Origin of the sequence: Pseudomonas brassicacearum, from assembly GCF_003732225.1 — a bacterium.
GTDB lineage: Bacteria > Pseudomonadota > Gammaproteobacteria > Pseudomonadales > Pseudomonadaceae > Aquipseudomonas > Aquipseudomonas brassicacearum_E.
Map to the genome: position 1 here is coordinate 414,914 of NZ_MOBJ01000007.1, position 14,050 is coordinate 428,963.

A 14,050-nucleotide genomic window follows, 5' to 3' on the forward strand; every position below is an offset into this window, starting at 1 on the left:
CCGCTATCGCGAGCAAGCTCGCTCCCACATGGGAAATGCGCTGGTTTGAAGACCTGTGTTCACTCAGTTGCTTTCCATTGACGAGACCATTGCTATGGAACACCAACCTCTGACCCAATCGGTCAGCCCCGTTGCCGTACGCCCGAGCCTTGGCATTTCGCCGACGACGCGCGCCTGGTTATTTCTTTCGCCATCGATGCTGTTTCTCGGTGTGCTGATTGCCGCCAGCCTGCTGGTGTTGCGCATGAGCGTGGGCACCAAAGGGGCGGAATGGAGCGGGTTCAGCCTGGCCAGTTATGCCCAGTTGCTGGAACCCTATTACCTCAAATCCCTGCTGCTGACTTTGCGTCTGGCATTGATCAGCGCGGTGATTGCGGTGCTGCTGGCGATTCCGGTGGCGTATACCATGTCGCGCCTCACCTCTCCATTGTTGCGCCGGGTTTTTCTGGCCGCAGTGCTGTTGCCGTTGCTGGTCAACCTGTTGCTGCAAAGCTACGGCTGGCTGGTGATTCTCGGCCCAGGCGGGATGCTCAACCAGGCATTGATGGGCCTCGGTTTGATCAAGCGTCCGATCATGCTGCTGTACAACCAGAATGGCGTACTGATGGGCCTGGTACAAACCGCTTTCCCATTGGCCGTGCTGCCGATTGCCAGCGCCATGCGCGGTGTCGCGCGGACCTACGAAGAAGCCGCAGCGACCCTCGGCGCCAGCCGCATGCAGGTGTTTCGCCAGGTTGTGCTGCCGATGAGCATGCCAGGCATCATCACCGGCGCGACCCTGGTGTTTGCCTACAACGCCAGCAGCTTCGTGGTGCCTTTGCTGCTCGGTGGCCGGCGTGTGCCGATGCTTGCGGTGATGGTGCATGACCAGATCGCTCCATTGATGAACTGGCCTGCGGCTTCCGCTGCCGGTGTGGTACTGATCGTGACCACACTGGCCATCATGACTTTGTCCGAATACATCACTGGCCGTCGTCGGCGCATGCTGGAGGCTTCGCAATGAGCACGTTGATCAAGAAGCGCCTGTCGCTGCTGCCAGGCGACACCGGCAAATTTGCCGGGATCCTCTCGGGTGTCATCCTGTTTCTGGCGGTGTTGCCGATCCTGACCATGATTGTCATGTCGTTCAGTGGATCTTCAAACCTCGACTTCCCGCCAAGCAGCTACAGCCTGCAATGGTACAAGGCGGCCTGGCACACCTTCGCGTCCCCGGACGCCAGCGATGTGCTGAGTCTGGGCAAAGCCATGACCACCAGTCTGATGGTGTCGTTCATGGCCATGATCTTCGCCACCCTCGTTGCGGTGCCGGCGGCTTATGCGCTGACCCGTCTGGAGTTTCGTGGCAAAGCCGTTGCTCTGCAATTGATGTCGCTGCCGTTGGTGTTCCCGATGGTGGTGCTGGGCCTGGCGTTGCTGCTGGTGTTCGACAGCCTGCCGTTTCAGATGACGGTTTCGCGACTGGTGATTGCCCACGTCATTCTGGCCTTGCCGTTTGTGGTGAAGAACTGCACGGCGGCGATGCTCTCCATCGGCAGCGAAGTCGAAGAGGCCGCGCAAATGCTCGGCGCTTCGCCGCTGCGGGCGATTGTCGATGTGGTGGTGCCGTTGATGAAGTCGGGGATCCTTGCCGGGATGCTGCTGGCGTTCATCGTCTCGTTCAACGAATTCACCGTGACTTACTTCCTCTACACCATCGATGTCATGACGGTGCCTATCTGGATGTTCAGCCGCACCGTGTCGTCGCTGGACCCAACCGTATTCTCGTTTGCCGTGCTGATCGTGCTGATCGACTTCGTCCTGATCTGGGCGTTGGAGAAGCTAGTCGGTGAAGGTGGCGTCTCGTTCTGATTCTTGAGGTGAAGCATGACTGGTTTAATTCTGGAAAACGTCGAGAAACGCTACGGCACCGCATGCGCGGTCAAGGACGTCAATCTGCACCTGCCCGAGGGCAAACTGGTGTGTTTTCTCGGCCCTTCGGGCTGTGGCAAAACCACTTTGCTGCGGATGATCGCCGGTCTGGAAACCCTGTCCGGCGGCGAGATTCGTCTGGATGGCGAAGACATCGGCAACACGCCGGCGCACCTGCGCAACTTCGGCATGGTGTTTCAATCGCTGGCGCTGTTCCCGCACATGACGGTCGGCGAGAACATCGCCTACCCACTGAAACTGCGTGGCGTGAGCAAGGCCGATCAGCAGGCGCGGGTTGTCGAATTGCTGCAACTGATTCAGCTGCAAGAGATGATTGATCGTCCGGTGTCGAAACTCTCCGGGGGGCAGCGTCAGCGCGTGGCGATTGCCCGGGCGATTGCCACGCACCCGAAAATTCTCCTGCTCGACGAACCGCTGTCGGCACTCGACGCCAAGCTGCGCGAGTCGATGCAGGTAGAGATTCGTCAGCTGCAGCAGCGCTTGAACATCACCACCATCATGGTCACCCACGATCAGCGCGAAGCCATGACCATGGCCGATATCGTGGTGGTGTTGGGCGAGAATCGGGTGCAGCAGGTCGGCACGCCGATCGAGATCTACCGCCATCCGGCCAATGAATTTGTCGCCGACTTTATCGGCACCGGGAACATTTTCCCGGCCACGGCATTGGGCGATGGCAAAGTCGGTTTGCCCGGCGGTGATGCGCTTCAAGTGCCGATTTGCAGCAGCATCGTGGTCGGCGAGAAGCTCAAGATGCTCGTGCGTCCCGAGGACCTGCAACTGTCGCACCCACAGGCGACCGCGGGTAATCGGCTGCTGGGTAGAGTGACGTTCGTGCGCGATATCGGTGCGACCATCGAAACCACGGTCGAGTGCTCCGGCGTGACGCTGACAGCCTTGAGCACGCCGTGCCAGGGCATCGGCCTGAGCATCGGCAACCCGGTGTCGGTGACTATTCCGTCCGAAGCCTGCCGCGTGCTCGGCGCCTGACTTTAGAGGTGAGTTGTCTGTACTGGCCCCATCGCGAGCAATCGAGCGTCGACCGGCTGCTCCCACAGGTGATCTGTTGTGTTCACACATTCTGTATTCACAGTAGATCCACTGTGGGAGCGAGCTTGCTCGCGATGAGGGCGGCATAGTCGGCCAAAAACTCTGATCAGACAGTCATCCGCAACCGCGCCAAATCCCGCAACGGCGGCGCGCCAAACAGCCGGCTGTACTCGCGGCTGAACTGCGAGGGGCTTTCATAGCCCACGCGGTAACCCGCCGCCGAGGCGTCTATGCCTTCGGCGAGCATCAGGCGCCGCGCCTCTTGCAAGCGCAGTTGCTTCTGATATTGCAGTGGACTCATGGCCGTCATCGCCTTGAAGCGATGGTGCAGGGTCGACACGCTCAGGTTCACTTCCCTGGCCAACTCATCAATGCGCAACGGTTGCTCGTAGTTGCCGTTGAGCCATTTGATCGCCTGACTGATGCGATGGCTCTGGCTGTTGGCGACCGCGATCTCATACAGCCGATGGCCCTGTTGGCTGCGCAACAAGCGATAGAGAATCTCCCGACGAATCAGCGGCGCGAGCATGGCGATGTCTTTCGGGGTATCGAGCAAGCGCGTCAGACGCAGCACGGCGTCGAGCATCGGCTGATCCAGTTGTTCGACATACAGGCCGCGGCCGGCAGGGCGGGTTGGCACGCCGATGGGGCCGGCGTCGGCGATCAATGCGGTGATTTCCGCCGGGTCGATATCCAGGCGCAAGGCGAGGATCGGCTTATCTGGCGAGACATCGACCACCCGTCCGCTGAGTGGCATCGAGACCGAGACCACCAGATAGTTGAGTGGGTCGTAGTTGAAGACGTCGTCGGCCAGCCGAACTTCCTTGCGGCCCTGGGCCATGATGCACAGGGCCGGTTGCGCGAGCACCGGGGCGAAGTCGTGGGACTGGCTGTGACGCGACAAAAACAACGAGCCGATGGCGGTCGCGTAGCTGCCGTCTTCACCGGTATTGCGGCGGATGATTGCCGCGAGCTCCACCCGCTGTTTTTCCATGTTGGCGTCCAGCGGGGCGTGGGTGGAATCCAGAGGCGACATGTGAAACATCCTCGGCAAGGAGATGGGATGAGCACAGCTTAAATTTGTGCAAGTCCAGGTGGTAGGCGAATCCTGCGCAAAACTTGCCTGATCCTGCTGCATGGTCAGGTTCAGCATAAAGAACCTGAACGGAACGCGGGAAAACTTGCTTGAAACCCCTTTGTCACATTTCAGGATCAGATCTTGCCATGGCGCGGCAATAACGCTGTTCGCGTGCAGGATTGTGCAACAAGCCGGCAGAAATCGACTAACGGGCCTTGAGCCCGTCGCTTAATCTCTGTTCCTGTCGCAGCCTCTCTCAGGCTGCCGATCGTTTACCGCTACTGATCGTTTACATCCAGGGAGAGTCGAACATGTCCACGCAGATCCCCGTCAGCCATATGGCTTTTGTTCGTGCCCGTGCTGGCCGCTCGATGGAGTTGGGCGCGCGTTTGAGCAGCCTGATCGAACCGTCGCGACAGGCCAGCGGTTGCCTGCACTTTGCCTTGCAACATTCGTTGTGCGATCCCGAACTGTGGCTGGTGTCCGGTTTCTGGGTCGACCAGCAGGCCATGACCGCCTACTTCGGCACCCCGGCCATGCAGATATTTGCCGAGTTGGTGCAGGAACTGGTGGTCAACAGCCTGGATTTTCACACCTTCAGCGAAGTGTCGGCGGCTCAGGCTCGCGGTGAATATCCGCAGTTGAACACAGCGCCATTGCAGCAGTTGGCCAGTTGAGGGTTTAGAATGGCCGACTTTCCATTGGCCAGGATCCGCGACATGGCACGTAAAGAGTTTGCACAGTTCGAAGCAGTTTCCGCCGTAGTACCGGGTGAAGGAGGTTATAGCGCCGCCATTGCCGTCAAAGCCCTGGGTGGCTCAGGCGCCCCGCGTTTTCACAAAATCCTCGATGAGCAGAAGTTCAAGACCGCCTTCGAAGCCGATCAGGCTGCCGAGCAGAAGCTTGAGCAGTTGACCGACGTCGCTGAAGACGGTGATCTGGTCTGGTAGCCACCGGGCTTATGCCTTGGTCGCCCCTGGGCGGTACATCTTGAACAAGGCCTCAGGCCCCAACTGGAAATAATCCGCCGGCCCACCGCCGCGCAGAATCGGTTCTGCCGCGGCGGTGTCGTACACCCCATCCTTGAGCAGCCACTTGGCGATATGCACGGCGACCACTTCGCCGAGGATCAGCCAGCTCGGCACCACTTCCTTGTTCGCGCGTTGCAACTGAATGATCTGCGTAACCTTGCATTCGAAGGACACCGGGCTTTCAGCGACCCGTGGCACCTGAATGATTTTCGACGCCGCTGGCGTCAGCCCGGCCAGTTCGAATTCGTTGATGTCGGCCGGGACCATCGCGCAGCTCTGGTTCATCTGCTCGGCCAGCGGACGGGTGGCCAGGTTCCAGGCGAATTCGCCGGTTTGTTCGATGTTGTTCAGGCTGTCTTTACGGCCAACGCTTGCGAACCCGATGATCGGCGGGATGTAGTTGAACGCGTTGAAAAAGCTGTACGGCGCCAGGTTCAGCCGACCTTCGGCGTCTTGCGAAGAAATCCAGCCGATGGGGCGTGGGCCGACGATGGCATTGAACGGGTCGTGGGGCAGGCCGTGGCCCAGGGCAGGTTCGTAGTAGTGGATGTCGTCGGGCATTGCATGGGTTCCTGAATACAAGACTTGGAAGGTTGAAGGCCATAGTGCAAGGGCTGGTGGCTTATTTCCAGTTGTCATGGTGCATCAAAACAATGAGCGTTCCTGTGGGAGCGAGCTTGCTCGCGATGATGGCGGCACATCCAGCATTGATGTGACTGACAGACCGCTATCGCGAGCAAGCTCGCTCCCACAGGGATTGTGTTGGCCTTAGACATTTCTTGTCCCCCCAGAAACAACTAAGCCCGGCCGAAGCCGGGCTGTGAAGTCTGCCCAAGGTGTTAGCTGATGGCGGCGGCAGTACCGGTGCGATCAAAACCATCGGCGGCGATAGCGCCAGCGGTACCGGTGTGATCAAAGCCGTCAGCAGCGAAAGAGGCTGAGCCCGTGTGATCGTAACCATCAGCTGCAACAGCGGCGGAACTTTCAGACGTGAAAGCGGCAGAACCGGTACGGTCATAACCGTCGGCGGCGAAGGTGTTGGCGGCCAGTACGGAAAGGGTCAGAGCGAGGATCAGTTGGGTTTTCATGATGTGTACTCCAGGTTTGTTTGCGTTTTGTGCGTTGGGTATGGAGCTCATACTACGCATGTAAATTTGATTAAAAAGCGCAAATAAATGCTAAAAATAATCGATTAATTCGATGTTAAGGCCGTGGCAGAGTATTTTCAGACGCTGCTTTGAGGCCTGCATTCTGTATACGCACGAGATGTCGATATGGATTCAAACGGCGACAGAGCAAGAGTGTCGTCAGGGCATTAACGGATCATTAATCGAACCGAGTCGAGGCCATCGCGAGCAAGCTCGCTCCCACATTTAATCTGCGGTGAACACTTAATTCGTGAACGCTGGAGATCCAATGTGGGAGCGAGCTTGCTCGCGATAGGGCCATGGCAGTCACCGTTGCAGTGACCGCCAAACGCGTTTAGTCAGTCTCGATCCGCGAGTGTTTGCGGGTATCTTTCATGGTCACGTACACCAGCAACGACACGGCGATGCAGGCCGTGACATACCAGTAGTAACCGGTCTCCATGCCGATGCTCTTGAACCACAGGGCAATGTATTCAGCCGTACCACCGAAGATCGATACGGTCAGTGCATACGGCAGGCCCACGCCCAGTGCGCGGATTTCGGTGGGGAACAATTCGGCTTTGACCACCGCGTTGATCGAGGTGTAGCCGCTGACGATGATCAGCGCCGCCATGATCAGGAAGAATGCGCCCCACCAGGTCTGGATGGTGTGCAGTGTGGTGAGGATCGGCACGGTGAACAGAGTACCCAGAATGCCGAAGGCAATCAGGATCGGCCGCCGCCCGACTTTATCCGACAAGCCGCCGATGATCGGTTGCAGGCACATGAACAGGAACAGCGTGGCCGCCGAAATGGTGGTGGAGTCGGAGATGCTCATGCCGACCGTGTTCACCAGGTACTTCTGCATGTAGGTGGTGTAGGTGTAGAAGGCCAGGGTGCCGCCCATGGTCAGGCCGACCACGGTCATCAGTTCCTTGGGATGACGCATCAGGGTGCGCATGGCGCTTTCTTTGGACTTTTCTTTCTTGGTGAACGACTCGGTTTCTTCCATCCCGCGACGCAGGTACAGCGCGACCACTGCACACAGTGCGCCGATGCCAAACGGAATGCGCCAGCCCCAGTCGTACAGTTGTTCGGTGGTCAGGGTTTGTTGCAGCACGATCAGCACGCCCAGGGCGATGAGCTGGCCGGAGATCAGCGTGACGTACTGGAAGCTCGAGAAGAAACCGCGACGCTCCTTGGTTGCCATTTCGCTCAGGTACGTTGCCGAGGTGCCGTATTCGCCACCGACCGACAGGCCCTGCAGCAAACGGGCGAATACCAACAGGATCGGTGCGCCGACGCCGATGGTTTCATAACCCGGGCTCAACGCGATGATCAGCGAGCCGAAGCACATCAGATACACCGACGCCATCAACGCGGCTTTACGGCCAGCGCGGTCGGCATACAGGCCCATCAGCCAGCCGCCGATCGGGCGCATCAGGAAGCCCACGGCGAAAATCGCAGCGGTGTTCAGCAGTTGTGCAGTGGTATCGCCCTTGGGGAAAAAGGCTTTGGCGAAGTACAGCGAGAAGGCGGCGTAGACGTACCAGTCGTACCACTCGACCATGTTGCCGACAGAGCCGCTGAAGATCGATTTGATGCGGCTGGCGGTGGTCCTTTCTTTGGCAGGCGTAGCTGCCGACCCAAGAGGCAGGGCTTGTGAGTTATCCATGACGGATCCTTCATTTAATTGTTTTTGTGGAGCGCGCGTAAACGCAGCCTGCGAGGGCTATAGCAGGAGCTGTGCCAAGGGGGAGAGGGGCGGTTTAGAGGGGGTGTAAGGTTTTGGTGAGCGGAAATCCGCTTATTTTGAAAGGGGTGTGAGCGAAAATCCGCTTATTCAGTTCATTAACTTGCGTTGTCTGTGCCTGCCTCATCGCGAGCAAGCTCGCTCCCACAGTAGATTTTCGGTGTGTGCACTATTTGTGCTTCACATAGGACCAATGTGGGAGCGAGCTTGCTCGCGATGAGGCCAGTACAGACACCACAAAAAATCAGCTTTCTTACAAAAACATCTCTCGGCTCAACCCATGCCGCTGCATCTTTTCATTGAAGGTCCGGCGCGGCAGTTGCAGTTCTTCCAGCACGGCTTTGATATCGCCTTTGTGCCGGGTCAGTGCGGCCCGCAGGCAGTGTGCTTCGAAGGCTTCCTGCTGGGCGGCGAGGGATTGGCCAGGTTCGATGCCGACCGGTTCCGGCTCACCCAGGCCCAGCACTTGACGCTCCGCAACGTTCGCCAATTCGCGGACGTTGCCGGGCCAGTCGTGGCTCAGCAACCGACTCAACTGTGGGCCACTGAGCGGTGGAAAGCTGCGTCCCAGCCGCTGCGCGGCGGCATGAGCGAAGTGTTCGAACAACAATGGAATGTCCTCACGCCGTTCGCGCAACGGCGGCAAACGCAGTTCCGCGACATTCAGCCGATACGCCAGGTCTTCGCGAAAACGCCCGGCGCGGGCTTCATCCAACAGGTCGGGTTTGGTCGCGGCGATGATCCGCAGGTCCACGTGAATGCTCTGGTTGGAGCCCAGCCGTTCGAGCTTTTGCTCCTGCAACACGCGGAGCAATTTGACCTGCTGAGCCAGCGGCATGCTTTCGATTTCATCGAGGAACAAGGTGCCGCCATCGGCGTATTCCAGCTTGCCGATACGCTTGCCCTGAGCGCCGGTGAAGGCGCCGCTTTCATGACCGAACAACTCGGCTTCGAACAACTGCTCGGGGATCGCCGCACAGTTCAACGCCACGAATGGTTTGTCGGCGCGCGGACCAAAGTCATGCAGGCAGCGGGCGACCAGCTCTTTGCCACTGCCGGTTTCACCACGGATCAACACGTTCACCGGCAGCGCCGCAAGGTCCAGCACTTGCCGGCGCAGGGTCTGCAAACCCCGGGAGACGCCGAGCAGGCTGGCGTCGAGTTTGCTGCGGTTATCGGCCTGCTCGTGCAAGGCGCGGTTTTCCAGCACCAGCCGACGTTTGTCCAGCGCCCGGCGCAGGCTGCTGAGTAAAGTCTCGGGGCTGAAGGGTTTCTCGAGGAAGTCGTAGGCACCATCGCGCATCGCTTCGACGGCCATCGGCACATCGCCGTGACCCGTTAGCAGAATCACTGGCAAATCGGCGTCTACCTGCTGCAACCGAGCCAAGAGTTCCAGACCGGTCATACCGGGCATCCGCACGTCACTGAGGATCACTCCGGGAAAATTCGCCGACAGCTGCGTCAGGCATTCATCGGCGCGGCTGAACAGTTGCACCTCGAACCCCGAGAGGCTCAGCCACTGTTCGACGGCATCACGAATACTGCGTTCGTCATCGACCACGATCACCGCGTTCAACATTGAATGTGCGCCTCCAGATCAATGGGCAAGGTGAGGGTGAAGACGGCGCCGTCGCCGTGATTGTCGGCACTCAGGCGGCCGCCGAGTTCATGCACGATGGCGAACGATACCGCCAGCCCAAGGCCCAGGCCATCACCTACCGGTTTGGTGGTGAAGAACGGGTCGAAGACATTCGGCAGGTCCTGCGGCGCAATACCGCCGCCGTTGTCGGCCACCGTCAGGCGCCATAACTGCTCATCGGCTTCAAGGCGGATTTCCAGGCGCTTGAGCGGTTTTTCACGCATCGCGTCGAGGGCGTTGCGCAGCAGATTGATCAGCACCTGTTCCAGGCGAATCGCATCGCCACGAACCCAGGCCGGGCGACTCAGGTGCAATACGCAGTCGATCTGTTCATCGCGCAGCCGAGCGTCGAGCAACTGCAGCGATTGATCAACCACCGATGCCAGGTCCAGACGCTCGCGCAAACCGCTGGGGCTTTTACGTGCGAAGGTTTTCAGGTGGCCAGTGATCGCCGCCATGCGCGTCAGCATCTCATCCAACGGTTTCAGCGCTTTATAAGCATCGTCGACCCGACCGTGATCGAGCAACAGGCGCAAGGTCGCCAGCTGCATGCGCTGGGCCGTGAGTGGCTGGTTGATTTCATGGGCCAGCGCCGCCGACATCTGCCCCAGCGCCGCGAGTTTGGCCGATTGCACCAGACCGTCCTGCGCGGTGCGCAGATCGCGAGTGCGTTCCTCGACCAGGCGTTCGAGCTCTTCGCGGCTGCGCTGGCGCAACCTGGCCAGACGCCAACGCTGGTTGAGGAACAGCAGCAAGAACACCAGTGTCAACCACCCCCCGGCGGCGGCCAGCCCGGCGTTACGCAAATCTTCGAAGGCTATCTGCGGGCGCCGTAACAGATGAAGGGTCCAGCCTTCGGCGCTCAGGGGTAGCGATTCCCACAGGTAATCCTCCGCGCCATCGGGGCCGTCGACGCGGGCCAGATAACTGTTCTGGTCAAAGCGCCGGATCGGTTGATGATCGAGCGGGGTCAGCGGTTGCTTGTCGTATTGGCGCGTGGTTTTAAGCTCGGCGCGATCAGTGTCTGACAGCGTGCCCAGCAGCCGATAACGCCACCCTGGTTGATTGGCGATGAACACAATGCCCCGCGCATCGCTGACCAGCAGGGTATCGCTGCCCTGACGCCATTCGCGCTCCAGTTCCGGAAACTCGAGTTTCACCACCATGGCGCCGAGAAACTCGCCGTTGTCAGCGGTTACCGCACTGGACAGAAAATAGCCGGGAATCCCACTGGTCACGCCCACTGCATAAAAGCGCCCGGTGCCCTGACTGCGGGTCTGGCTGAAGTAAGGGCGGAAGCCGTAGTTGTGGCCAACGTAACTGCTGGGCAAACGCCAGTTACTGGCGGCCACGGCCAGCCCTGTGTGATTCAGCAGTTCCAGGGTGGACGACTGCGCCGCACCGTTGATCTTCTCCAGTTTGCGGTTCAACGCGTCTTGCTGTTCCGGGCTCACCGGGCCATCGAGCGCCGAGCGCAGTTCCGGGTCCAGCGCCAGCACGGCGGGCAGGGCGCGGTAGCGTTCGATCAGGGTGTGCAGGGAATTGGCGTACAGCGCCAGTTGCTGATTGGCGCGGGCGGCATCGTCTACCTGGGCCTGGCGTTCGGCGTGACGCATGGCCAGGGTGGCGGTGAGGGCGGCGCCAGCGAGGATCAGGCAGGTGTAAAGCGTCAGGCGTAATGGACGAGGGATTGCAAGCATGGCGTAAGCGGCAGTCAGCAATACGGGCGCGCACGATAACATGCGATGTCACGTAGATTCTGAGCTTGGGCATGATTCAGGCTACACGCTTGTGAATTTCGAGGAACGAGAGTGGAGTATCGTCCGCAGGTCGTTCAGGCTTTTGATCCTCTTGTCTGTTTTCTCTGCGATTCTTTGCGGTGTATAGCCAAGGATTTCCTGCCTGTTGAATTTTTCTGCCTTTTCCATCAATCGGCTTTTTCCTCGCTCCAGGCCACCGATCGTATTCTCGATATCGGTATCCAACTCGTTGATCTGTTCGGGTGTGAGGTCGCCGCCGGCGGCGTCAACTTCTTTGAGTATGTCGATTGTTTTGGGAATGGCGCTCAAACCCTTTCCGACATACGGAATTAACCCCATTGCCGCCGGTACCGCAGCGCTTGCCAGTTCTATGAGTCCGCTTTTAGTAGCTGGCGAGTATTTGGCCAAAGTGTTACCGATATAGCGATCGGAAGTTTTGGAATAGACTTCGGTTCTGATCCTCTCCAGATTGAGGCGGCCCGATTTCAGGCTGACCGACGTGTTCAGTCCGGTTTTTTTGCCGATGTACTCCATCGTTTTACCGGCGCCAACGCCGACAAGCGCCCCGGCCGCTCCTGTCAATAGCATGAGGGGGGGACCTCCAGGTGTTCCCAGCAATGCACCAACGCCGGCTCCGACAGCCGTGGATGTACCTTTTGACATCAGGAAACTCCCCGTTCGCTTGGCCGAGGACAAAGCATGCTCTGTGGCTGATCGATGATTGAGTATTTGCTGGGTGACATCGCGTACGCCCATCGTGATTTCGCTCAGTATTTCCAGATGCCGGTAGATCTGCAGGTCAAACTTTTTGCTCTCGTCACCGTTGGCAAATGAAGCTTTGGTTTGTTCAATGATTGCAAAGGGTATTTTCATGCCCCCTTCATGATCGATGTAGCCAAGCGGATTATTCCCCACAAACCCATACAGATTCAGCCCATCCACATCCCCTACCGGGTCGGCACTCACCCAGCGTTGCAACCACGGTGCGTAATACCGGGCGCCATAGTAATAGAGTCCACTGACATCCATCTCCTTGCCCGAGTAACGGATGGTTTTGTAACTGACCTCAAGTTCCGAGTTCGCCGTCAGCCAGGCGGTTTCGCCGAAGGGGTAATAACCTTCGTGGCTGATCAGGCGGGCCTGTTGGTCGAGTTCCATCAGGCTTGAGCCCAGGTGATCGTCGAGGCTGTAGCGCAACTGGTCAGCCTCGATACCAGCGGGTTTTCCGCTGACCCAATGCAGGCAGCGCACCGCGCCGCGCCCGCCCGGCAGGGTGATCACATGCAGCTCTTCGCCCGTATCGCGAGTGCGGATCTCCAGTCCCGGCAGGTAGCGCACTTCGTGGAAGTGGGTGGTCGAGGCGGTATGGGTTTCGTGGCGCTTGTAGACCCGCACGCCCTGGCTGTAGCGATAGCGCTCTTCATCGTTGGAGTCGTTTTCGCGAGTGACCAGGGTCACCGACTCCAGTTGGTCACGGCTGTTCCAGTACAGGGGCTGGCCAGGTTGTAGTGCCCGGAGGTTGCCGTGGCGGTCGAAGAGGTCGTCAAAAACGGGTGGCGGGTCGTCTTTCCCCCAGCGCACCCCGCGGTTGCTGTTCGGGTCGATGAACATCTCGCGGGTATCACTGGCCCCGTCGCGCACATGGTTGAGCTTGATCAGGTTGCCGCCAGTATCGTAGGTATACGTCTGGGTGTAGTTGCGTCGGTCCTTGGGATCGGTTGGTCCTGGCCGGCCCGGGTTGTCGGAAGGTGGGGCGTCGTCGTAGCCGGTGGCGTTGGTCAGTCGGTACAGCGAGTCATAGGTGAATTCACGGTGACCGTCGATGCGCTGGTTGGCGAAATGGCTCGGCGTAAAGGCAAGGTCATCGATGCGGGTCACGTTGCCCATGCGGTCGTAAAAATACTCAAACTCCTGTAACGGTGGCTCCAGGTTTTTTTGCGCCATCAGTCGGCATAAACGCCCATTGGCGGGATCGTAGGTCCAGGTGCTGAGCACATCGTTGCCAGCGAGCTGTGTGATGATCTGGCCGGCGGCGTTGTACTGGGCGTCTTTGAAGACGTCCTGCTGCGGATCGACAGCGGTGACCTGAAGCATCGCCTGCTTGAGTTGCCCGGCGATGTCGTAGCGCGAGTGTTGCTGATGACCCGCGGCATCGGACTGGCTGAGGGGTTGGCCGCTCGCGCCGTACTGCCATGTCGTGGTGTAAGCCTTGTCGTCCAGGAACGTGCGGGTTTCCTCAAAGGGGAGGCCCCGCAGGTTGAAGCTGCGAAACTCAAGCGAGCCTGAGGGATCGGTCTGCTTGATCAGATGACCACGCAGGTTGAGTCCAGGGACGGCGAAGGCGTCGGCATAGGTGAGGGTCTCGACGTTCGGTTGAGCGTTTTCCTCGACGGCTATCACACGCAATTGACGATCGTAAGTGGTTCGCCAGTGACTGGCGCGCTGATCCCAGTGCTGAAGGATTTCACCGGCGACCCCCGCCAGACTCAAGCGCCAACCGGCATCGACACTGTCGACCCTGAGCGCTTCGCCTGACAGCCGATAGACAGAGGTCAGGTTGGGTCTGGACAGTCGCGGGTCCCATTGCTCTATCAGTCTCCCGAGAGTGTCATGGCGTTGTCGGGTGATCAGTGTGTCCAGTGCCCCATCGGCGACCTTGCGCAGGTAGGCCACCTGTCTTATA

12 protein-coding genes are annotated in these 14,050 nt (G+C 59.2%); 5 read left to right on the forward strand and 7 right to left on the reverse strand.

Annotation, left to right across the window (positions count from 1 at the left end; all coding sequences use genetic code 11):
• The first annotated feature begins 94 nt into the window (after positions 1-94).
• The 3 genes from BK659_RS11830 to BK659_RS11840 are packed head-to-tail and all read left to right on the forward strand — an operon-like array spanning position 95 to position 2,919.
• Entirely contained in the window at positions 95-1,003 is a 909-nt protein-coding gene (locus BK659_RS11830) for an ABC transporter permease (protein ID WP_123425234.1), read from the forward strand.
• Positions 1,000-1,848, forward strand: a complete 849-nt coding sequence (locus BK659_RS11835; protein ID WP_123425235.1) for an ABC transporter permease — start codon at positions 1,000-1,002, stop codon at positions 1,846-1,848. Before BK659_RS11830 ends, BK659_RS11835 begins: the two co-directional genes overlap by 4 nt.
• A gap of 15 nt (positions 1,849-1,863) precedes the next feature.
• Positions 1,864-2,919 carry an ABC transporter ATP-binding protein gene (locus BK659_RS11840; RefSeq protein ID WP_123425236.1) on the forward strand — a complete coding sequence of 352 codons (1,056 nt, stop codon included), beginning with the start codon at positions 1,864-1,866 and terminating at the stop codon, positions 2,917-2,919.
• Between the two features lie 166 nt (positions 2,920-3,085).
• On the opposite strand, the gene BK659_RS11845 is transcribed toward BK659_RS11840, so the two are convergent.
• Entirely contained in the window at positions 3,086-4,015 is a 930-nt protein-coding gene (locus BK659_RS11845) for an AraC family transcriptional regulator (protein WP_123425237.1), read from the reverse strand.
• Between the two features lie 353 nt (positions 4,016-4,368).
• Between BK659_RS11845 and BK659_RS11850 the strand changes: the two genes are divergently transcribed.
• Both BK659_RS11850 and BK659_RS11855 read left to right on the forward strand, forming a co-directional pair.
• Complete coding sequence (locus BK659_RS11850; protein ID WP_123425238.1) at positions 4,369-4,734, forward strand: putative quinol monooxygenase; 366 nt, start codon at positions 4,369-4,371, stop codon at positions 4,732-4,734.
• A gap of 9 nt (positions 4,735-4,743) precedes the next feature.
• Positions 4,744-5,007 (forward strand): hypothetical protein, encoded by a 264-nt coding sequence (locus BK659_RS11855; protein WP_123425239.1) that lies wholly within the window; start codon positions 4,744-4,746, stop codon positions 5,005-5,007.
• 9 nt (positions 5,008-5,016) lie between these two features.
• On the opposite strand, the gene BK659_RS11860 is transcribed toward BK659_RS11855, so the two are convergent.
• The 6 genes from BK659_RS11860 to BK659_RS11885 all read right to left on the reverse strand — a co-directional run bounded on the left by BK659_RS11860 (position 5,017) and on the right by BK659_RS11885 (position 14,040).
• Complete coding sequence (locus BK659_RS11860) at positions 5,017-5,649, reverse strand: flavin reductase family protein (protein ID WP_123425240.1); 633 nt, start codon at positions 5,647-5,649, stop codon at positions 5,017-5,019.
• Positions 5,650-5,927: 278 nt separating this feature from the next.
• Positions 5,928-6,176 carry a hypothetical protein gene (locus tag BK659_RS11865; protein ID WP_123425241.1) on the reverse strand — a complete coding sequence of 83 codons (249 nt, stop codon included), beginning with the start codon at positions 6,174-6,176 and terminating at the stop codon, positions 5,928-5,930.
• Between the two features lie 394 nt (positions 6,177-6,570).
• Entirely contained in the window at positions 6,571-7,890 is a 1,320-nt protein-coding gene (locus BK659_RS11870) for an MFS transporter (RefSeq protein ID WP_123425242.1), read from the reverse strand.
• Positions 7,891-8,221: 331 nt separating this feature from the next.
• The gene (locus tag BK659_RS11875; protein WP_123425243.1) at positions 8,222-9,547 is read right to left on the reverse strand and encodes a sigma-54-dependent transcriptional regulator; all 1,326 of its coding nucleotides are present in this window, start codon (positions 9,545-9,547) and stop codon (positions 8,222-8,224) included.
• Entirely contained in the window at positions 9,541-11,307 is a 1,767-nt protein-coding gene (locus BK659_RS11880) for a sensor histidine kinase (RefSeq protein WP_123425303.1), read from the reverse strand. Before BK659_RS11880 ends, BK659_RS11875 begins: the two co-directional genes overlap by 7 nt.
• Positions 11,308-11,388: 81 nt before the next feature.
• Positions 11,389-14,040, reverse strand: coding sequence for an RHS repeat-associated core domain-containing protein (locus BK659_RS11885; RefSeq protein WP_311196683.1), 2,652 nt, complete (start codon positions 14,038-14,040; stop codon positions 11,389-11,391).
• Positions 14,041-14,050 lie beyond the last annotated feature (10 nt).